General features: G+C 56.4%; 12 protein-coding genes. 7 read left to right on the top strand and 5 right to left on the bottom strand.

Annotation, left to right across the window (positions count from 1 at the left end):
• Positions 1-292 precede the first annotated feature (292 nt).
• The 3 genes from HMPREF2847_RS08110 to HMPREF2847_RS08100 all read right to left on the bottom strand — a co-directional run bounded on the left by HMPREF2847_RS08110 (position 293) and on the right by HMPREF2847_RS08100 (position 8,832).
• The gene (locus HMPREF2847_RS08110; protein WP_070852079.1) at positions 293-3,961 is read right to left on the bottom strand and encodes a multifunctional oxoglutarate decarboxylase/oxoglutarate dehydrogenase thiamine pyrophosphate-binding subunit/dihydrolipoyllysine-residue succinyltransferase subunit; all 3,669 of its coding nucleotides are present in this window, start codon (positions 3,959-3,961) and stop codon (positions 293-295) included.
• Positions 3,962-4,064: 103 nt separating this feature from the next.
• Complete coding sequence (locus tag HMPREF2847_RS08105) at positions 4,065-7,922, bottom strand: ABC transporter ATP-binding protein (protein ID WP_168168374.1); 3,858 nt, start codon at positions 7,920-7,922, stop codon at positions 4,065-4,067.
• Positions 7,923-8,013: 91 nt separating this feature from the next.
• Positions 8,014-8,832 carry a hypothetical protein gene (locus HMPREF2847_RS08100; protein ID WP_241482062.1) on the bottom strand — a complete coding sequence of 273 codons (819 nt, stop codon included), beginning with the start codon at positions 8,830-8,832 and terminating at the stop codon, positions 8,014-8,016.
• A 186-nt stretch (positions 8,833-9,018) separates the two neighbouring features.
• Here HMPREF2847_RS08100 and HMPREF2847_RS08095 point away from each other — a divergent pair, with 186 nt between their 5' ends.
• Both HMPREF2847_RS08095 and HMPREF2847_RS08090 read left to right on the top strand, forming a co-directional pair.
• Positions 9,019-9,831, top strand: coding sequence for a (2Fe-2S)-binding protein (locus tag HMPREF2847_RS08095; RefSeq protein ID WP_070601568.1), 813 nt, complete (start codon positions 9,019-9,021; stop codon positions 9,829-9,831).
• Between the two features lie 198 nt (positions 9,832-10,029).
• Positions 10,030-10,860, top strand: a complete 831-nt coding sequence (locus HMPREF2847_RS08090; protein WP_070852077.1) for a hypothetical protein — start codon at positions 10,030-10,032, stop codon at positions 10,858-10,860.
• A 28-nt stretch (positions 10,861-10,888) separates the two neighbouring features.
• Here HMPREF2847_RS08090 and HMPREF2847_RS08085 read toward each other — a convergent pair whose 3' ends face one another.
• Positions 10,889-11,443: a hypothetical protein gene (locus tag HMPREF2847_RS08085; RefSeq protein WP_070852076.1), complete on the bottom strand. Its 555-nt coding sequence runs from the start codon at positions 11,441-11,443 to the stop codon at positions 10,889-10,891.
• Positions 11,444-11,720: 277 nt separating this feature from the next.
• Here HMPREF2847_RS08085 and HMPREF2847_RS08080 point away from each other — a divergent pair, with 277 nt between their 5' ends.
• From HMPREF2847_RS08080 to HMPREF2847_RS08060, 5 genes are all read left to right on the top strand, one after another.
• On the top strand, positions 11,721-12,803 hold the full coding sequence (locus HMPREF2847_RS08080) for a chymotrypsin family serine protease (RefSeq protein ID WP_246821990.1): 1,083 nt from the start codon (positions 11,721-11,723) through the stop codon (positions 12,801-12,803).
• A 255-nt stretch (positions 12,804-13,058) separates the two neighbouring features.
• A complete protein-coding gene (locus tag HMPREF2847_RS08075) occupies positions 13,059-14,213 on the top strand; it encodes a trypsin-like serine protease (RefSeq protein WP_222866821.1) in 1,155 nt (384 codons plus the stop codon).
• A gap of 184 nt (positions 14,214-14,397) precedes the next feature.
• On the top strand, positions 14,398-15,750 hold the full coding sequence (locus HMPREF2847_RS08070) for a Sau3AI family type II restriction endonuclease (protein ID WP_070852074.1): 1,353 nt from the start codon (positions 14,398-14,400) through the stop codon (positions 15,748-15,750).
• Between the two features lie 123 nt (positions 15,751-15,873).
• Positions 15,874-17,157 (top strand): DNA (cytosine-5-)-methyltransferase, encoded by a 1,284-nt coding sequence (dcm, locus tag HMPREF2847_RS08065; RefSeq protein WP_070852073.1) that lies wholly within the window; start codon positions 15,874-15,876, stop codon positions 17,155-17,157.
• A 23-nt stretch (positions 17,158-17,180) separates the two neighbouring features.
• Complete coding sequence (locus tag HMPREF2847_RS08060) at positions 17,181-18,554, top strand: MFS transporter (RefSeq protein ID WP_070852072.1); 1,374 nt, start codon at positions 17,181-17,183, stop codon at positions 18,552-18,554.
• Here HMPREF2847_RS08060 and HMPREF2847_RS08055 read toward each other — a convergent pair.
• On the bottom strand, positions 18,551-19,483 hold the full coding sequence (locus tag HMPREF2847_RS08055) for a bile acid:sodium symporter family protein (protein ID WP_070852071.1): 933 nt from the start codon (positions 19,481-19,483) through the stop codon (positions 18,551-18,553). The two genes, HMPREF2847_RS08060 and HMPREF2847_RS08055, sit on opposite strands and share 4 nt — an antisense overlap.
• Between the last annotated feature and the right edge of the window lie 505 nt (positions 19,484-19,988).

Genomic DNA, 19,988 nt, shown 5'->3' with positions numbered 1-19,988 from the left:
TTTTTGTCATAAACGCAGTCAGTAACTCGCATTGAGGACTAAATAGCAAATGGTGCCGGCCCGGTGACACGCCGACCGGTCACGCATTTTGTCTATTAACCTTTATCTACTGTGCGTCTGACAATTGCTAGACAACGACTAAGGGGCTCCAACCGAGTGGTTGGAGCCCCTTAGCTTTTGATCACCAGTGAAGACCGCCAGTGAGGATTACCAGTGAGGACCACCTGGTGAAGCGGCGTTCTCAAACACGCGAATTCACCGCGGTCTCACAAGACCATAGGTCTGTCCAAAACTACTTGAGGGCCTCTTCCAGCAGTGCCTTCTGCTCAATCTGGTGGACCTTGGCCACACCAGTTGCGGTGGAGGACTGTGCACGGCGGGAAACGCGAGTCAGCTTCGGCATATCCGGCAGAGCCTCTGGGAGGTTCAGAGCCAGGAATGGCCATGGGCCCTGGTTAGCCGGCTCATCCTGGACCCAGCGGACTTCCTCAAGATCCGGGTAAGACTCGAAGAGGTCGCGGAGACGGTTGTGCGGCAACGGGTGCAGCATCTCCAGGCGAGCGATTGCGATGTCGTCGCGCTTGTCCTTCTTGCGCTTCTTCTCCAGCTCCCAGTAGATCTTGCCGGAGCAGAGCAGCAGGGTCTTGATGCCGGACTTGTCCTTGGACTCGAAGTTCGGGTCATCGATGACCGAGCGGAACTTGTTCGGGTTAGTGAAGTCCTCGACAGCGGACGCTGCCATCTTGTTGCGCAACATCGACTTCGGAGAGAACACAACCAGCGGACGGTGCAGGTCGGACAGGACGTGGCGACGCAGCAGGTGGAAGTAGTTAGCCGGCTCGGACGGCTGAGCAACGGTGTAGGAACCCTCGGCTGCGAGCTGCAGGAAGCGCTCGATACGTGCCGAAGAGTGGTCCGGGCCCATGCCCTCGTAGCCGTGCGGAAGCAGCAGAATCAGCTTGGAGGTCTGACCCCACTTAGCCTCGCCGGAGGAAACGTACTGGTCAATAGTGGTCTGAGCGCCGTTGGCGAAGTCACCGAACTGTGCCTCCCAGAACACTGCTGCATCCGGGTTACCCAGGGTGTAGCCGTATTCGAAGCCCATGCCTGCGTACTCGGTCAGAGCCGAGTTGTAGATCATGAAGCGGCCACCGTTCTTGGACTTACCGTAGGCGTCGATCGGGTTGTATTCCGAACCGTTCTCGGAGTCAATCAGAACTGCATGGCGAGAGGTAAAGGTACCGCGGCGGACATCCTCACCTGCGAAACGGACGTCGATGCCAGCACCGGTGAAGGAGCCGATTGCCAGCAGCTCGGCCATACCCCAGTCGATGCCACCTTCCTGAGTCATCTCCGCGCGCTTCTTAGCGACCGGCGCAACACGTGGGTGAATCTTGAAGCCCTCAGGAAGGTTGACGTAAGTCTGACCAATCTCGACGATTTCAGCCTTGTCGATGCCGGTCTTGAGGCCATGCGGCAGCGGCTGGGAGCCTGCAATACCGTGCTGCTCGCCCGGCTTTGCGTCCTCAGCTGCGCGGACCTCGTTGAAGACCGCTTCCATCTGGTCGTGGAAGTCTCGGCGTACTGCTTCGTACTCTTCCTCGGAGATATCACCGCGACCGATGAGGTCCTCGGTGTACTGAGCGCGAACGCTTTCCTTCTCGTCGATGATCTTGTACATCAGCGGCTGAGTCATGGACGGGTCATCGGCCTCGTTGTGGCCGCGCTTGCGGTAGCAGACCAGGTCGATGAAGACGTCCTTGCCGTAGCGGTTACGGTACTCAACAGCCAGCTGGCCGACCCAGACGACAGCCTCCGGGTCGTCACCGTTGACGTGGAAGACCGGGCAGCCGTATGCCTTGGCGATGTCGGTTGCGTAGTAGGAGGAGCGACCGGAGTCCGGTGAAGTGGTGAAGCCAATCTGGTTGTTCACCACGATGTGGACGGTACCGCCGACCTTGTAACCACGCAGGGACATGAGGTTCAGGGTCTCCTGGACAATGCCCAGGCCGGCGAAGGAAGCGTCACCGTGCAGCAGCAGCGGCATGACGGAGTAGCCCTCTTCGCCCTTGTTGATCTTGTCCTGGCGTGCACGAGCAAGACCCTCAACGACCGGGTTGACGGCCTCGAGGTGGGACGGGTTCGCGGTCAGGGTGACGTCAATCTCGCCCTCGCCGAACATCTGGATGTGACGGCCAGTAGTGCCCAGGTGGTACTTGACGTCACCAGAACCGCCGACCTGTGCCGGGTCGATGTTGCCTTCGAACTCAGTGAAGATCTGGCGCAGTGGCTTGCCGACGATGTTTGCGAGCACATTCAGTCGACCGCGGTGTGGCATACCGATGACGACCTCATCGAGGTCAGCACCAGCAGCGGTGTCGATAGCGGAGTCCATCAGCGGAATCAGCGACTCTGCACCCTCTAGGGAGAAGCGCTTCTGACCGACATACTTGGTCTGCAGGAAGTTCTCGAATGCCTCGGCGGCGTTCAGCTTCTGCAGGATGTACTTCTGCTCAGCGTGGGACGGCTTCGGCTGGCCGCCCTCAAGGCGCTCTTCCAGCCACTCGCGCTCTTCGCGGTCGAGAATGTGAGCGTACTCGGAACCGACCTTGAGGCAGTATGCGTTGCGCAGGCGAGAAAGCACCTCGCGCAGCGTCATCGTCTCCTTGCCGCCGAAACCACCGACGTTGAAGGTGCGGTCCAGATCCCACAGGGTCAGACCGTGCTCCTCGATATCGAGGTCAGCGTGGTTCGGAGCGGAAGTATTCGGCTGGTCAGAACGCAGCGGGTCGATGTCCGCCAGCAGGTGACCGCGGGAGCGGTAGGCCTCAATCAGACGCATAACGCGGGTGTTCTTGTCGATACCCGTGTTCGGCAGGTCCTGTGCCCAACGGATTGGGGTGTACGGGACACGCATGGTCTGGAAGATGTGGTCCCAGAACTTGTCGTCGACAAGCAGGTTGCTCATCGTACGCAGGAACTCACCGGACTCTGCACCCTGGATAATGCGGTGATCGTAAGTAGAGGTGATGGTCACCAGCTTGCCGATGCCCATCTCTGCCAGACGGTCAGCGGAAGCACCAGCGAACTCAGCCGGGTAATCCATGGAACCGACACCGATAATCGCGCCCTGGCCCTTGGTCAGGCGCGGGACGGAGTGACGAGTACCGATGCCGCCCGGGTTGGTCAGGGAAATGGTGACACCCTGGAAGTCCTTACCGGTCAGCTTGCCGTGGCGAGCACGAACGACGATGTCCTCGTAGGCGTCGACGAACTGCTTGAAAGTCAGGGTCTCACACTCACGGATAGCGGCAACTACGAGCGAACGCGAGCCGTCCTTAGCCGGCATATCAATGGCCAGGCCGAGGTTAATGTGTTCCGGGGTAACCAGAACCGGCTTGCCGTCAACCACCTTGTAGTTGTTGTTCATATCCGGGTGGAGCATGACAGCCTTCACCATGGCGTAACCAATGATGTGGGTGAAAGAAATCTTGCCGCCGCGGGCGCGTGCCAGATGATTGTTAACCAGGGTGCGGTTTTCAAACATCAGACGTGCCGGCATATCGCGAACCGACGTAGCAGTCGGCATCTCCAGGGAGACATCCATGTTCTTAGCGATAGCCCGTGCGACGCCCTTCAGAGGCTCCTCGCCGGATTCAACAGCCGAAACCTTGGCTGCTGCATCCATCGGGGACTTCTTCGGCTTCGGAGACGCCGGCTTGTTCGGGGTCTTGGTTGGTTCGACCCCCTTGGACTCACGACGTCCGGTTGCCTTAGCTTCCTCCTTCGTGGCTGCTGCGGGCTTTGCCATATCGGAAAGGTCCTCGCCCTTTTGGGACGGTGTGTGGGTTGCGAAGAATTCGCGCCATTCCTGACCCACAGACTGTGGATCCTTCTGGAATTGCTGGTACATCTCGTCGACCAGCCATTCGTTCTGGCCGAAGCTCATGTCGCTGCTCACGGCAGGTACTCGCCTCTTTTCGTATTAGTTTTACTAACTCACGTTTATTCTAATGAGCGCACGCGTCAAAGTGTCATTCAAGGATAACGAAAATTCTGAATTACTACACCGTCGCGCTCCCCATATGGTACTTGCTCCAGAGCTCTGCGTATTGGCCACCCGCCGCGAGAAGCTCATCATGGGAGCCGTCCTCGACAATACGCCCGTGATCAAGTACCAATATCCGGTTGGCTCGAGCAGCCGTAGCCAGGCGGTGGGCCACAATAATTGCCGAGCGTTGACGCGACGCACGGTCAGTGGCTTCGAGGATTGCCGACTCTGTTGCAGGGTCGAGTGTCGCGGTGGCCTCGTCGAGAAGCAGCAGTTCAGGACGCATCATTTCGGCACGAGCGAGTGCGATAAGTTGACGCTGTCCGGAGGAGAGCCCTCGGCCATCTGGGCCGACGGGGTGGTGGAAGCCGCCGGGCAGGCTGGCAATGGTGCTGAGAGCACCGACGTTCTTCGCGGCCTGCTGAATTTCAGCATGACTGCTGTCCGGTAGACCGTAGGAAATATTTGTTGCTACTGTCCCCGAAAACAGGTGTGATTCTTGGGGTACATAGCCGAGGGTGCGTCGCCAGTCGTTAAGAGGGAAGTCGCGGATGTCAGTTTCGGAGGCTCGCACCACGCCGCCAACTGGATCGTAGAAACGGGCGAACAACTTAATGATTGTTGATTTTCCGGCACCGGTGGATCCGACAATTGCGACTGTTTCTCCGGCAGGAATCTGCAAATCGAGAGCATCGAGGACCTGAGGGCGTTCGTGCTCAGAGTTGGTGGCGGGGTAGGAGAAAGTCACCTTGTCTAAGCGCAGGTCGCCAGCGGCTGCACGGGACGCGTCGTCAGTAGTGCCGTGATCTGCCATGGGGGCGGTCTGTAGGAGGTCACCAATGCGATTGAGACCGACCTTCGCCTGCTGGTAGCCGTCGAAAACATGGGACAGCTGCTGAATCGGGCCAAAGAGCATTCCCAGGTACAGCGTGAAGGCGACGAGTACGCCGGGCGTCGTAGTTCCCGCAGCAACCTGTTGGGCGCCGACAGCCAACACCGCAGCTGTTGCCAACTCAGAGACGAAGTTGATGCCGGGGAAGAATAAGGCCACGGCCAGCTGTGCTCGCTGACGAATTGCGCGGTACTTATCGGATTCCTCGGCAAAGGAAGATTCGATATCGGCGACGCGGTGGTACATCTGAATCTCGCGAAGCCCACCAATGGTCTCCTGGAAATCAGCGTTGACGAAGGAAAGTTGCTCGCGTGCAGCCTTGTATAGGCGCGAGGAGATTCGGCGGAATACCAGGGTGGCCGCCACAATGATGGGAAGCGTCGCCAACGCCACCGCGGCGAGTGACACCTGTGTGGCAAGCAACAGCACTGAGACACCGAGCAGAGTGAACGTGGCAATCGCGCCCTCTGCCAATCCCGTTTGTAGGAACGAGGACAGCGCGTCGATGTCGGTTGTCATCCTCGTCATGATGGCACCCGAGCGATTGGCCTCGAAGTAGTTAATGCCAAGCGACTGCAGGTGGCGGTAGCAGCGCACACGCAGGGCATAGAGCAGCCGCTCACCAGTGCGCGCAGTAATAACAGCATTTGTGGCTACGGCAATCCAGCTGATGAGGACTGTCGCCAAACCGCCTGCGGCGCAGGCCCACAACACGGCTTCATTGTGCTCACGGATGCCGTGGTCAATGGCGTAGCGCACGAGCATGGGGAACGCGAGATCGGCAACGGCAATGAGGGCCAGCAGCGCAATGACGCTTATAAATAGGCCGCGGACGTAGGAGAGCAGCCGGCGCAGAGAAAAAGGCTCGGAGTTGTCGAGTGCTCGAGCTGGTACACGCGGTTTTTCGCTAGCGGGTGGGAGGTTTCGCACACGCTCGAGAAGCTCTGGCGTCGCAGGAGCATTGGCGAGAGCCGCCCCCATGCCGCCACGCCCGCCGCCGCGCCCGCCGCCGCGGCCACCGGGACCACCAGGGCCACCGGGTCCACCTGGACCGCCTCCGGCTCGGCCAACCCCGCGGGTCATTTGAGAAGTGGCGCCTCCGGGAAGCCGCGCAGAGGTGTCTGACGTGGAGTCGTCGGAGGTTGGTGCGGATTCGTCGGGCCAGAGTTCCTCGGGGCTGGGGTCCTCACTGTCGATGGGGTCGAGAACGAGGTTTTCGATTTCGGGGTAGGCACTCTGGTCGATGTCCATCAGCTCGGTGAAGCGCGGATGAGAAGTAATCAGTTCGGCCTTGGTTCCAATGCCGGTAATGGCACCGTCTTCGAAAATGGCGATGTGGTCCGCCTGCTCGAGAGTGGAAGATCGATGCGCCACGATGACGATAGTCGTATCTGCCAGCTGTGAGGTCAGCGCGTTGAAGATTTCCAACTCAGTTGCAGCATCGATTGCTGAGGTTGCGTCATCGAGAACCAAAATTCGAGGACGGGCGAGGAATGCCCGTGCTAATGCCACGCGTTGAGCTTGTCCGCCGGAGAGATTATGCCCGCGCTCGCCGATGGCTGTGTCCCACCCCTGAGGCAGGTCGTCGACGAAGTTGACCTGGGCGGCGGTCGCTGCGGCGATAATCTCTTCCTGGGACGCCGCGGGATTGGCGAATGCGATGTTCTCACGCAACGTGCCCGCAAATAGATAAGGAGTGTCCGGAACGACAGTAATAGCGTCATATACGTCGCTGGAGAGAATGCGCGCGGTATATGTGGATGTGCCGTGGCTGGGCGCATCGATAGTGATAGTTCCCGAATCCGGCAGATAGTGACGGCCGAGTAACTCCGTGGCGATAGTCTTTCCGGACCCCGGTGGGCCAATCAACGCTAAGGTCGCCCCTGGCGCGACGGAGAATGAGACATCGTCGATAAGCGTGCGTCCGCCACGGCTGTGGGTGACGTGGTTGAAGCTGATGCCAACGGGGCCGTCGGGGAGAGGAAGCGCGTCGGTGGGTTCGGGGTTGTCTGGTCGGGCGTCGATGACGTCGGAAATGCGGTCGATGCTTGCCGACGTCAGCTGTATCGAGATGACCATGTTGGAGACCAGCCGCGACAGGGCAGTCAGGCTGGTGAGATACGTGGCAAAAGCTACGAACGTGCCTAGGGTGATGTGTCCGTGAATCGCTAGCCAGCCACCGACCGCGATATTTCCGACGAGGGACAGTTGCGGCAACGACTGCAGCGCCGGTTGGAATCGAGCGCTGAGTTTTGCCGCTCGCAGGCGGAGAGAATATAGCAGCGACGAGTTACGCTCCATCTTCGCAACTTCGTTGTCACCCTGCGCAAACGCCTTGACAACACGGATGCCGGAAACGGTTTCCTCGACTTGTCCGGCTATCTCGCCAGCTTGCTGTTGGGCAGCCCAGGTTGCGGCATGGAGTTTGTCACGCGAATTCACTGCAATGTAGACAATCGCTGGCACCACGGCGAGGCCGACCAGCGTCAGGGGCAGCGAGAGGGCGAGCATGATGCCGATAGTGATGAACAGCTTGACGACGGACCCCAGCGTCAACGGCAACATTGCCAGTAGTCCGGACACTGCCTGGAGGTCGGAAATTGACCGTGACACAACCTGGCCGGTGTTGACGCGATCCTGTGCTGGACCATCGAGGTTTTGTAGGGAGCGAAGGATTTTTAGTCGCAGGTCGTGCTGAACATCAATGGAGAGTTTGCCGGAGAAGAATCTTCGCCCCGCCTGGGCGACGAAGCGCACCAACGCGATGGCCAGAAATACGGAAATGACTGCCTGCAATGGAGTTAGCGAAGGCAGTAGGCGCGCGGGGACACCGCCATCGGAAGAGCCCGTTGCCACATCGATAGCATCTCGAGTGAGAAGCGGAAGTACGGACTCCAGCCCGACAACGATTAGCGCTGCAACAACGACACCATAGAGCGGTAGTGGCCTGTGAAGAGACTGTTTCCACAAGAACTTCATGGGAGAAGTTCTGAGGGGTTTGCTCTGGGCCATGGTGGGTACCGCTCTTCCATTGAAAAACGTCGCTGAAGGGTAATCGGGGTAAGAGGAACTACTTATTCTTCTTTTTCTTCGGCCACTTCAGCGCCGAGGGAATAGAGAACCTCGATGACTTTGAGTCCTTCTTCGAGTCTGCAGAGGGGTTGGATTTAGCCGGTAGCTTTCGTTCAAAATCCGACCAATCCTGGGGAAGTGGCCCCAGAGATGCGCGAGTGGAGCTGATAAGAATGCCACCGAGCTTGCGGTTTGCGGAGGCCCCAACCACGGCGCCAATTCCAAATGGCAAAATCTTACCGATGATGGCCAGACGAGCGTTCTTCATCAAGCGCTTGCGTGCCTCGCGAATCAGCAGGCGGTTTGCTGCACCCAGCTGCGGAACGCCAAGCCGTGGCAGTAGGGAATTCACGGAAGTTTTGGTCTGCTTCCGCAGCGATTCCTCGCCAAGCAGGGAGGCCATAATAGCTGTCCCTTCAGAACCGCTCATGGCCGCAAGAATCAGCGTGCGACGGCGTTGTGGATCGGTGATGTCAATATTGCGCAGGGTTGCTGAGGCCAGTGTGTACCAGGCTGATGCTTCCAGGAACAGCAGTGATTCACCGGTAACCGCAGCCAAGCCCGTAATCATGCCGACGCCGGGAAGAACTGCGCTGCCGCCAGCTGCACCACCGGTGCCGGTGACCAGGTTCAGGTAGTGGGAATCAATACGTTCCTGTACCTGCGCCGGAGTTTCATCTTTTTTGCGCTTGTGCAGGGAACTGACGTACCCGGTGATGGCAGATGACTGCCAGCTCATGGTCTTATCCAGGGTTTGGATAAGAAGGGTTCCCAGTTTTCCGGCATCACGTTCGATTGCTTCGGGGGTTGAGTTCACTGCATCAGTTACTGTGCGAGTTGAATCCTTCTTCGTCTTTTGGAACAAAGTAGTAGACCTCCTAAACGGGTCCGTTGAGAGCCATATGCCCATATAAACACTACTGAGCTGTGGGGAAATTCCGTAGTCGGTGGAAAAATAGACAGGTGTACGGCGATTAAAACAGTTGATAGAAGGACGAGACTGGTGAACGATGTCATGCGGGGTGCCGCATTGGCTCCCGAGTACTCCCAGCTTTTGGCGGACTTTCCTCGGTTTTCCGCAGATGTCATGCCTCACGACGGCGCTGCGGAGTGGCACCTTTCTACCGAAGCTGTAGCCGCCGGAATTGAGGCCGGGAGAAGGCTGTTTCCGATGCCCGAGGTTGAGGTGGATACCCGTTTCCAGGCCCAGTTGTGGTGGTGGTCCATGTGCGGAGCATTGGTAGGGCCATCGCTGGCATGCGTGTTGGTTTCCGATCGAGTTCCAGTGTGGCAGTGGTCTTCTTGGTTCACATTTCTCCGAGATGACTATTGGGTCGGGTTCCAAGCTCAACAGTTTGAAAGCATTTCTGCTGAGGATGCGGATGAGCTGAAGGATTCCGGCGAAGCACTGGCCCATTTCTTGGAGCCGTTGGCTCAGGTTGTTGGAGAAGTCGGGGAAATCAAGCCTGCTCCTCTTTGGGCCGTGGCTGCCGATGCCGTAGCTAATGCCGCAATATCCGCCGGTAATGAGCTGATGGAGCCCTGGCGCGGAGCGCTTATTGGCAAACATGTCGTTGAGGGAATACAGCGAGTACATAAGGTCCCTCTTCCTCGTTTCATGGATTCCTGTGGAGGCGAGGTGCGCCCCTGGGACGAAGCTGCTGCTGAATCGGGAGAAGAACCGGACTTCGATGTAGTTACTCACCTGGAGAGAGCTACTTGCTGCATGATTTATCACAGCCCAGACGCCGATCTGTGTGTCTCGTGTCCGAAACGTTCGCGTGAGGAACGCCATCAGCTCTGGGCACGCTACTGAGCGCTCTGTTTTCGAGAATCGACAGCTGACGGCCTGCCCCTCAACCGGCCGCGTTGGCGGCTTTGATGTAGCACGCGCACTGCCGGCGTGATCTTTCGCAACAATTGTCGGGGGCATGAGCCGCCCCATGATTGCGCGTTTGTCGCTACGATTGGCTGCGGGTAGAGGCCAATTATCTTTCAAGGGAGGATTCCACCCATGAGCTTTTTCGAGCAGATTGCTGCGGCACTGGACCGCGAGGGCATTGAAAGTCGTGTCAACGATGACACCCTCTTCGTTCCCATTACCTCTGACCTGGAGGTTCAGTTCGTCACCATTGATGAGGACATCCCGGCTGCCGAAGTTTACGTAGCCGCTGCCGATGTGGATGATGAGGACGACGAGTTCGAAGCTGTTCTGGTCTCCGCTGTATTCTCCGTCGAAGACGCCGTCGCAGCAGTCGCTCACCATGTAGCTACTGACCAGGTTGTTGGCCTGCTTCGCACTCTGCTCGATGGCGACGATGACCGTATTGCTGACCTGGAGTTTGAACAGGACCCCGAAGAGGCAACTCTGGTTACATCCGAAGTTGGTACCTCCTCGTTGGTGCAGGTTTTGGTAACTGCCCACAACAACGAGCCCAGCGCACACGTCCGCTTCATCTCCCAGGACGCGAACTTGGACGACATCGTCGACCAGGCCATCGCAGAGTTCTGGGACTCGGACACCGAAACGGTTCTCACCGATGATGACCGTCGCAAGATGTTCGCTGACCTCTACTCTGATATCCAGACCTTGCGCAATGAGGTTCTGACACTGGGCACCTTCAAGGACTTTGACAAGCTGATGGATGTCCTTGCGCTCGTGGTAGACCGCGCAGAGGAATGGGAAGATCAGCTGGCACCCGTCGATGACGGATATGCAGAGTACATCTACTCTGATCACGTTGCCTCCTTGGACGAGGATGATGACGACGAGGACGATGATGACCTCTACGACGATGGCGACTATGACGACGAGGGCGACGAAGAAGGCGACGACAGCGAGTAGCTATACTGCGGCAGTGCTGTGACTAGTGCTAAGCCGCTGATGAGCGAGAAGAAAAGAGCTCGCTAGGACACGGCAGTGGCCGCGCGTCCCTGGTGCCGATCCAACTATAACGGCGCCCGGGGAGTGCGAGGTCAGTGCCGTTTTCGTGTATCTTGCTGCAGTCCTGCGCACGATGGAGAGCCTCGGCTACAGCCCGAGTGCGTCGGCGGTTTTCTTCCCGTGTCCGATTCGAACCGCCAATTCCGCGGAGGACTACCTCCGATGAGGATTCCACCTTGACGGAAACGGAGTACATGAACATGGGCTCATCCTTCAGGACGAAGTATTCCGCGTGCACGTCGGCAAGCTGAGAGACCAGTGCGCGAGGAAGCGCTATCCGTGACGCTCGGACGGTGACCACAGGCCCGTCGGGAAGCGAGAAGGAGTGATCCAGCGCGCCGGGCGAATGCCTACGGCCGATGGTGGGGTGGCAGAGGATTGTGCGGATGAGGTCGAGGTCTTCGAAACATTCTGCACGGTAGGTAGCGGATTGTGGGGGAAGAGCTAGGCGGCGATGAAGGGGAAACTCGTCTGCTGTGTTCATGGCTCACAAGTTATCGAACACCCCGGACTCATATTTTCGAACGGATAGAACGCGTGTTCGAAATAAGATTAGCATCAGTCGGCTACCCAAGTGGGGGTAGTCAATTGGCTAGGTGCCTGGTGTTATTGCAGGGACGCATGGGGTTGTGGAAACGATTCGATAACGACTTTTGTAAAAGCCCAAGAGTCTGAGAAAACACTATTTCCGGGGGTGGGGTGGTGGATTAGTGTGAGTGGTGGCCCTAAAGAAAAACTAAACATTTGAAAGATTCGTCTCAATGAAGCACGCAAGAAGTCGACTGGCGGTATCGGCTTTCACAGCACTTTTGTCCTTGGTGGCCCCGGTCGCTGCACATGCTGTAGTGGTTGGTCCGGGTGACCCGATTCGAACCCCCATGGAGGGAAGTCCGTGGGATGGGTATCGAAATATCAACTCGCCGATGTGTTCGGCGGGTGTTCCGGGGACGGTGACGGACCGCAACGGGGAGAAGCATCGGGTCATGTTGACCGCAGGGCACTGCCTGAATGATGCTCCGGATATAGGTCTGCCAATCGTCACTGGTGAGGTGTATGTGCCAACCACTGAAGGTGATAAGCGCATAGGTACCGCAGGTGCCCATCGTTGGGAATTGCCGCAGGAAGATGCCGGACTGGAGTCGTTGCCGGCAGGCTTTAATGGCGCGGACTACGGAATAATCAACCTTGATCCGGACGTAGAGACTACCGGCGCAAGTTGCTCCATTGATGAAAATGGTCAGAGCTACGGGGAGCCGGTAGTGATGACTGGCATTCAGGACAATGAAGACCTGCCGCGTGGCGAAGTCTCCTTCGATAATCTTGGCAAGCCTATCTGCAAGGACGGTATGCGCACCGGACGAGCCTGTGGATATCAGGTATTCCGAGCTCGAAACGGCATCTGGACGGTTGGTATTGGCGTTGATCACGGTGACTCTGGCGGAAATGCCTACGACCCGACCACAAATGAAGTTATTGGCGTGAATTCGATGACCTTCGGTCCGGTCTCGCGTGTGATGCCCGCGGATATTGCCATCCAGGAGGCCTACGGCATTCCCGACGGTCAAGTAAACGACCACTTCGAGGTATCGGATTCCACGGCTCAGCGCGACTCCACCTATCGTACCTTCAACGAGGATATGGCGGCGGATCAGGAGTATGCCCGGGCGCAGGATTCACGGGATTCACAGGAAGGTTCTGTACCGCAGCTAGTCGATCTCGTGGACCAGCTGCCACAGTTGCCGCAACTCCCTGAGCTGCCACAATCGCCCCAATTGCCACAATTGTCACATCTGTCTGAGTCGCCTCAGTTGGCAGAAATTCAGCTTCCAAGCTTTGAGAGCTAGCACCAGTCTGAGAATCTGACAAAAATCACCCCCGAACCGTTAAGAGAGCCAGAATCATCCAAGGCGGATGGTTCTGGCTCTTGCATTGCTGTTGAGCAAACTTTTTGATGTCTAATGAGTGTGAAATGAAGGCGAATCACCGGTTCCTCGACTGAGAATTTCACCCTAGGTTTCATTTTTGGAGAGCTTTGTAAAGGTGTCCCTAATACACTGAGTGGGACAAGTTTTCTGTACAGAAATGGAGTAGCGCACACTATGGCCAGTTCGAAGAAGGTCGCCACACTCACGGCTGCACTGTCGGTAGCTGTAGGTGGCTTTGTGCCCGGAATCGCGGTAGCTGAGGCTGCACCGGCAAACTCGGATGTTGTCATCGGCCCGGGCTCGCCGTTGCGAATGCCGTTCCCGAGCAGCAAGAACATCGACGGACGTCATGTTCAGTCCCCGATGTGCTCTCTGGGAGTTCCTGGCACCGTTGTCGACCAGAATGGTGTTTCGCACCGTGTCATCATGACCGCCGGTCACTGTGTTGTGGCGAAGGATCTGGATACTGGTGAAGAGGTCACCGGCCAGTTCTTCATCCCAACCAAGGATGGCGACAAGCTGGTCAACAAGGACTACATGGGCACCGATGTCATGCCGGAAGAGAGCGACTTCGACGAAAACACCACTATGCCGGAGTTCTTCAACGAGCTCTTCAATAGCGGTGACTACGGCATCATTGAGGTTCAGGACGACATCAAGACCACCTCTATGTCCCACTCTGTGGATGAGTTCGGCAACGTCCATGGCGAGCCGGTTCAAATCGTCGGTATCGAGGACAAGCGCACTCTCGACCCGATGGAGATTTCCGTTGACAACTTCGGTGAGCCCGTGTGCACCGACGGTTCCCGTACTGGCCGCGGCTGCGGCTTCCAGGTCTTCCGTGTCCGCAACGGTGTCTGGGCCATCGCTCCGATTGACCACGGCGATTCGGGCGGAAACGCTTACAACCCGGAGACTCGCGAGGCCATCGGCGTTAACTCCATGGGTATTGGCCCGCTGAGCCGCTTCCAGCCGATTGACGTTGCTCTTGAAGAGCAGTACGACATCCCGGACGGCCAGGTCAACGAGCGCTTCAAGGTAGAGACCTCCACCGAACCGCAGTCTGAGTTCCGCACGATTGACGAGGACGTCCAGTACACCAAGCAGCACGTCCCGCAGGAAGAGCCGGATCTGGGTCCGATTGGCGAGCTGCTCCCAGAGGGCGTCGAGGTCCCACCGGAGATTGCTGACATCATCTCGGAGAGCCCAGCTCTCCCGGAGCTGCCCATTCCGGAGCTGTCGTCCCCGCAGCTGTCGGGTTCGACCGCTCAGGCAACACAGGCTGTCAGTAACCTCTCCTCGCAGGCGGGTCTGCCGACCCTGTTCTAATCAGGTCACCGCAGTCTCGTAGATAGGGCGTTCGCTTTACGACGCTCCGTTTAACCCCCTATTCCGCCATGGTGGCGGGGTAGGGGGTTTAGCTTTAGTATTTTGGCCACAAAATTATATAAGATAAACGCACCGGCATACGAGAAGAGGTATGCAGGAATAGAGTGATAGGAAATTTTTTGCTATGAAGAGTTTTTCGACTGAGTTAGGCTATGACGATTCTGATGTGGAGTCAGTTGTAAACTACGCCGAAAAGATAGTCGGAAAATCTCTTCGAGAGGCACTTGGCGTCGAGGATTTGGATGATCCGAGGGTGAAGAGAGGGGCATTCGGTTCCGCGCTAGAGACACTCTATTTCAAGATTCCGGCTAATAGTAACTCAGAAGCGGACTTTACAAAAATAGGCGTCGAATTAAAAAGTACGCCGATGAAATTGACTAAGAAAGGTGAATATTCCGCAAAGGAACGCCTAGTCCTTTCGATGATTGACTACTTTTCACTCCCTGGGGAACAGTGGGCTGAGTCGCATCTGCTGGCCAAGATTCGCCGCATGCTATTAGTGGCATACCTTTTTGAAAAAGAGAAGAATCCTGTCGATTACCAGGTTCTTCTCGCGAAGCTCTGGGAGCTGTCGCAGGATGATATTGTCCAGCTTCGCAGTGACTGGGAATTGATTCAGGAGAAGGTTCGACAAGGGCAAGCGCACACCATTTCATCTGGTGACACGATGTACCTGGAAGCCTGTACTAAGGCAGCGAATAGCACGATTACGCGGAAGCAGCCATTCTCGGATGAGCTGGCGAAGCCGCGGGCATGGGCCTTTAAGCGGAGTTATATTGATGTCATTCTCAATGGCATGCTTAATGCTCAAGAGATTGAACGAAAGCAATCAGAAGCAGATATGGATTTGCTTGGGCTGGTAAAGAAGCGCTTCGCGCCGTATATGAATCGTACCCTTACTAGCTTGGCTGAAGAATTGGGTTACAGTAATACCCGCCTTCCTAAGCATATTGGCAGTCTTATTGTTAAGAGTATTCTCGGGGTGGACAGGGAATCTGAAATTGCTGAGTTTGTGAAAGCAGGAATCGTCCCTAAGGTTATCCGTTTGAAGAGAAATGGAAAGCCCAAGGAATCCCTGTCTTTTCCAAGGTTTTCCTACCATGATTTGGTGGAGCAGGATTTCGAGCAAAGCGATTTTAGTGAGCAGTTGGCGCAGAAATACCTTTTTGTTGTCTTCTGTGAAGATGAGTCGAATCTTGGAGAGTTTCGACTAGCTGACGTACTGTTTTGGCAGATGCCTGACTCTGACTTGGTGGAAGCACGTGCATGTTACGACCTGATGCGGGAGCGTGTAATCGACGGGCGCGCTAGCGAGTCAGTTAAGAGTACGGAGAACCGTTGCTGTCACGTTCGACCGAAGGCGCGAAACGCGGCAGATACAGCTGTTACTCCGCGGGGTGAAACTGTGGTCAAAAAGTCTTTTTGGTTGAACGCGGGGTACGTAGGTGACGAGATTAGCCGGGTTTTAAATTCCTAGATATTTAGAAATAATGTTCGAAAAGGCAGCGGTTTTGGTTGATTATCGGCCAGTTTGATCCGGCCTCTGTGTCATGGTTAGAATCATTCTGACGTATCAGAACACAGTAGCGATTGGAGAAACGTGTCTGATCAAACCATCCGCGTAGCCGAATTGTTCGCTGGAGTAGGTGGCTTTCGCCTCGGCTTAGACGGCTATCAGAATCAAAGCGACGGTATAGCACCGCTTCCGGCGGCAGGACCATTTGAGACTGTGTGGGCTAACCAGTGGGAACCACCAGGGACTCCAGCTCGCCAGTTTGCATGGCGCTGTTATGTAAACAGGTTCGGGGAAAACAGCTGTGTGAATGAAGACATCAACGTTGTTCTCGACAATGCGGAAGCTGGGCTGTTCGAAATTCCTGATGTAGACATGATCGTGGGAGGGTTCCCGTGTCAGGACTACTCAGTTGCAAAACCGCTGTCGCAAGCAGGTGGGATAGAAGGAAAGAAAGGTGTCCTCTGGTGGGATATCTACAGGTTCCTTAAGCTGAAGAGCCCCAAGTATGTCTTGTTGGAAAACGTAGATCGATTGCTGAAGAGCCCTGCTACTCAGCGAGGTCGCGACTTTGCAATTATGTTGTCGTGCTTCGGTGACCTCGGCTACTCCGTCGAGTGGAGAGTGATTAATAGTGCTGAGTATGGTTTTCCGCAGCGACGTAAGCGGGTCTACATCTATGCAGTTAAGAATCCCGGCACCTGGGATTTAGAGCAGCGCGCTAAGGATGGCATCATGGCCGCGGCTTTACCAATTGAGGAACCTCAGCATTTCACAGAAGTTGTGATTCCAGAGGATCCATATGAAGCGACAAAGACGTTTTCACTAGGTGCCAAGAAGTCTCCATTCGAAACTGGAGGCATAATGCAGAACTTCAAGGCGCTGACATTTTCTGTGGTTGAGTCCTATGATGGGCCTCGACAAGTTCTTGGGGATGTCCTTGTTGAGGAATCTGCTGTTCCAGATTCTTTCGTCATTCACCCGGATGAAGTTCATAAGTGGGAGTATCTGAAGGGGTCAAAGCGCGAAGAACGAGTCAATAAAAAGACTGGTTTTACGTATTTGTACAGCGAGGGGAGCATGTCCTTCCCAGACTCGTCGGAAAAGCCCTCTCGAACGATTTTGACTGGTGAAGGCGGAAAATCAGCCTCACGTTTCAAGCATGTGGTTAAGGTGGATGGAAGACTGCGCCGTCTAGTTCCAGATGAATTGGATGCTCTGCAAGGATTCCCTAAAGGATGGACGGACACAGGAATGACCGACGGCCACCGTGCCTTCTGCATGGGTAATGCGCTAGTAGTCGGAATTCCTCATTTGATTGGCAAAGAGTTGGCTCGGCGAATTGAAAGTGAATCGGGCGACTCTGACTAGAGGTTTTAGAAAGGATCGTTACCTTGTCAGCTTCCCGTTCGCGCGACCTGCTTCGTCGTAAAGCAAAGTGCGAATCCCAGCCAGACATCACGTCGGAGGTGGGAAGTAAACCACAAGGTTCGGGTCCTCAGCCGACTGAATTAGACCGAACTAAACAGCCGATCCCGCGAGAGATTTGGATTCTGGTCAGCGCCGCGTTCATCATCGCGCTGGGCTTCGGGCTGATTGCTCCGATTCTTCCGCAGTACGCACGCAGCTTCGATGTGGGTGTGTTCGCGGCCAGCTTCGTGGTCAGTTCGTTCTCCATTTTTCGGCTAATCTTCGCGCCGGCATCGGGCTCACTGGTAGAGAAGCTCGGATATCGACGCACGTACCTGACCGGAATCAGTATCGTTGCGTTCTCCACTTTGCTCGTCGGTGTTGCGCAGACATATTGGCAACTGCTGGCGTTTCGTGCACTCGGCGGCATCGGCTCGACGATGTTCACGGTCTCGGCAATGGGGCTGATTGTGCGGATTTCACCGCCAGAGATCCGCGGTAAGAGCTCGGCCGCCTACGGCACAGCCTTCCTACTGGGCAATGTCGTTGGTCCAATCATTGGTGCTGCGATGGGTGCTTGGGGCATGCGAGTGCCGTTTTTCATCTATGGTGGAGCGCTGATTGTGGCAACGATTGTGGTCGGTACCTCGCTGAGCGCGGAGCACCTTCGCCACGTAGTGCCCAAGCGCACGACCCCTGTGCTGAAGTTCTCCGAGGCAATCCGCGACTCGGCATATCGAAGCGCACTAGTCGGAGCTTTCGCCAACGGCTGGTCGAACTTCGGCGTGCGCGTAGCAATTGTTCCGCTCTTCGCGGCAGCGACGTTTTCCCATCTTGGTAGCCACGAGCCTGGCAGTGATGGGGCAGTAGCTGCCACTGCCACAGCTGGTTTCGCGCTGACGGCCTTCGCACTCGGCAATGTTACGGCGCTGCAGTTTTCCGGCCGTTTGTCCGACCGCATCGGCCGTCGTCCACTGCTCATCACAGGCCTGTTTATCAATGGTGTATTCACTGGCGCAATCGGATTTAGCAGCGGCGCCATTCCGCTACTGATTCTCTCCGTCCTCGCGGGCTTTGGCGCTGGCATGATTAATCCATCGCAGCAGGCCGTGCTTGCCGACGTCATCGGCGCCAACCGCCAAGGTGGAAAGGTGCTCGCCAATTTCCAAATGGCTCAGGACTTCGGAGCGATCTCCGGCCCGTTGATTGTTGGCGCAATCGTGGATGCCGCAGGATTCAAGGCCGGTTTCTTTGTTTGCGGTGTCATTTCGCTGGTCGCAATGGTGGGCTGGATCTTCGGGCGCGAGACTCTACCAGCCCACTCATCGAACAGCGGAGCCAAAGCGAAAACAGCTTAAGCAGAAGCGGATTCGCTAGCTTCCTCGCCTTTATCGAGCTTTCGGCAAATAGCCACATAGATAGCGCCAGTAATGTTGTGCACCACCGCGGCCACCGCGCCCGGAAGCGCGGCCTCCGGGGTAAAGAACTTTTCCGCCATACCGGAAGACAGACCCGCGGATTGCGTGCCGACCTCCACGGCCACCGTGCGCTTGCCCGCAGTCGGCATCCCCACCAACTGGCCTGCAAAGAAGCCGAGCACGTAGCCCAGCACGTTGTGGATGATCACAGCCACAAACACAATGAGGCCAATGTGCGCCAGGCTCTCCGCATTCTTGGCGACGGCACCGAAGACCACGCCGCCGATACCGAGGATGGAAATCCACGGCAGAATCGGGAGGATTTTATTAATAAACGAGTCGGCCACAAACCGAATGATCAGGCCACCAATCACAGGCAGGAGGACTGTCTGGCAGAGACTCCATGCCATCCCGAGGCCGTCGACCTCCGTGTGCGCGTCGGCAAGCACGAGCATGAGAAATGGCGTCATGATTGGCGAAACTAGCGTCGACACGCTGGTCATAGCGACAGACAGCGCGACATCGCCGCGCGATAGGTATGCGATGACATTCGACGAAGTGCCGCCCGGGACAGAGCCCAGCATGAGCAGACCGACGGCTAGTGCCGGGTTGAGGCCGAGGACTTTCGCCACGGCAATCGCTAGCAGCGGCATGATGACAAACTGCGCGATAACGCCGAAAAGAATCGCCAACGGGCGCTTAGCGACCTGCTTGAAGTCCGGGATAGTCAGGGTGAGGCCCATCGCGAACATGATGATCATCAGGAAGTACGTGATGTAATCCGTCAGCGGAGTAAATGGGGCGGGGAAGAAGAATGCCAGCGCCGAACCCGCCAAAATAAAGCCCGGGAATCCGAGAACTTCAATCATTGCTGAGAGCTTCGACGGTGCCGTATTTTCCTGCCCGCCATTCCCAGAAATCTCCTCGGGAGAATGTGGTTTTAGTGGGGACTGTCGGGGCGAAGACGGCTGCGTTTCTGGTGTGTTGTTATTGCTGGACATTCTCTAGCGACCTTGGGCCTGTACCTTGCAAAATTGCAAAAATCCGCCGAACGGTGGGTGTTCCACGGCGGAAAATAGCTGATATGTGTACAAACTTGTAAGGAAAATGTTAACTACCTCACCCCATATAATTGCAAAATAGGCACCCCGAAGTGGGTGCAATTCACTCGCTTGACGACGGCCCCCATTGTTGTGACCTTACTGACGGGAAATGGTTTTTTGACCGACGGTGGCGTAATCTGGGCAGTCGGTGTGAAATCCTGACGACAACGTCGCAGAGAATCTGGCAGCGGTATAAATTCGCTGGTGAAACGCTTGAAAGTGCATAATGCATGATGGGCGCCCCTCCTCGGAAGTAAAAGCTGAACTGGTT

This window comes from Corynebacterium sp. HMSC074C03 (genome assembly GCF_001838285.1).
In the GTDB taxonomy this organism is placed as follows: domain Bacteria; phylum Actinomycetota; class Actinomycetes; order Mycobacteriales; family Mycobacteriaceae; genus Corynebacterium; species Corynebacterium amycolatum.
This window is presented reverse-complemented; position numbering and strand designations above follow the sequence as displayed.

Coding starts and splice junctions, on each gene's coding strand:
- HMPREF2847_RS08085 (WP_070852076.1), bottom strand. CDS start 11,443: ATGAACACAGCAGACGAGTTTCCCCTTCATCGCCGCCTAGCTCTTCCC.
- HMPREF2847_RS08070 (WP_070852074.1), top strand. CDS start 14,398: ATGAAGAGTTTTTCGACTGAGTTAGGCTATGACGATTCTGATGTGGAG.
- HMPREF2847_RS08055 (WP_070852071.1), bottom strand. CDS start 19,483: ATGATTGAAGTTCTCGGATTCCCGGGCTTTATTTTGGCGGGTTCGGCG.
- HMPREF2847_RS08075 (WP_222866821.1), top strand. CDS start 13,059: ATGGCCAGTTCGAAGAAGGTCGCCACACTCACGGCTGCACTGTCGGTA.
- HMPREF2847_RS08090 (WP_070852077.1), top strand. CDS start 10,030: ATGAGCTTTTTCGAGCAGATTGCTGCGGCACTGGACCGCGAGGGCATT.
- HMPREF2847_RS08080 (WP_246821990.1), top strand. CDS start 11,721: ATGAAGCACGCAAGAAGTCGACTGGCGGTATCGGCTTTCACAGCACTT.
- HMPREF2847_RS08105 (WP_168168374.1), bottom strand. CDS start 7,922: ATGAAGTTCTTGTGGAAACAGTCTCTTCACAGGCCACTACCGCTCTAT.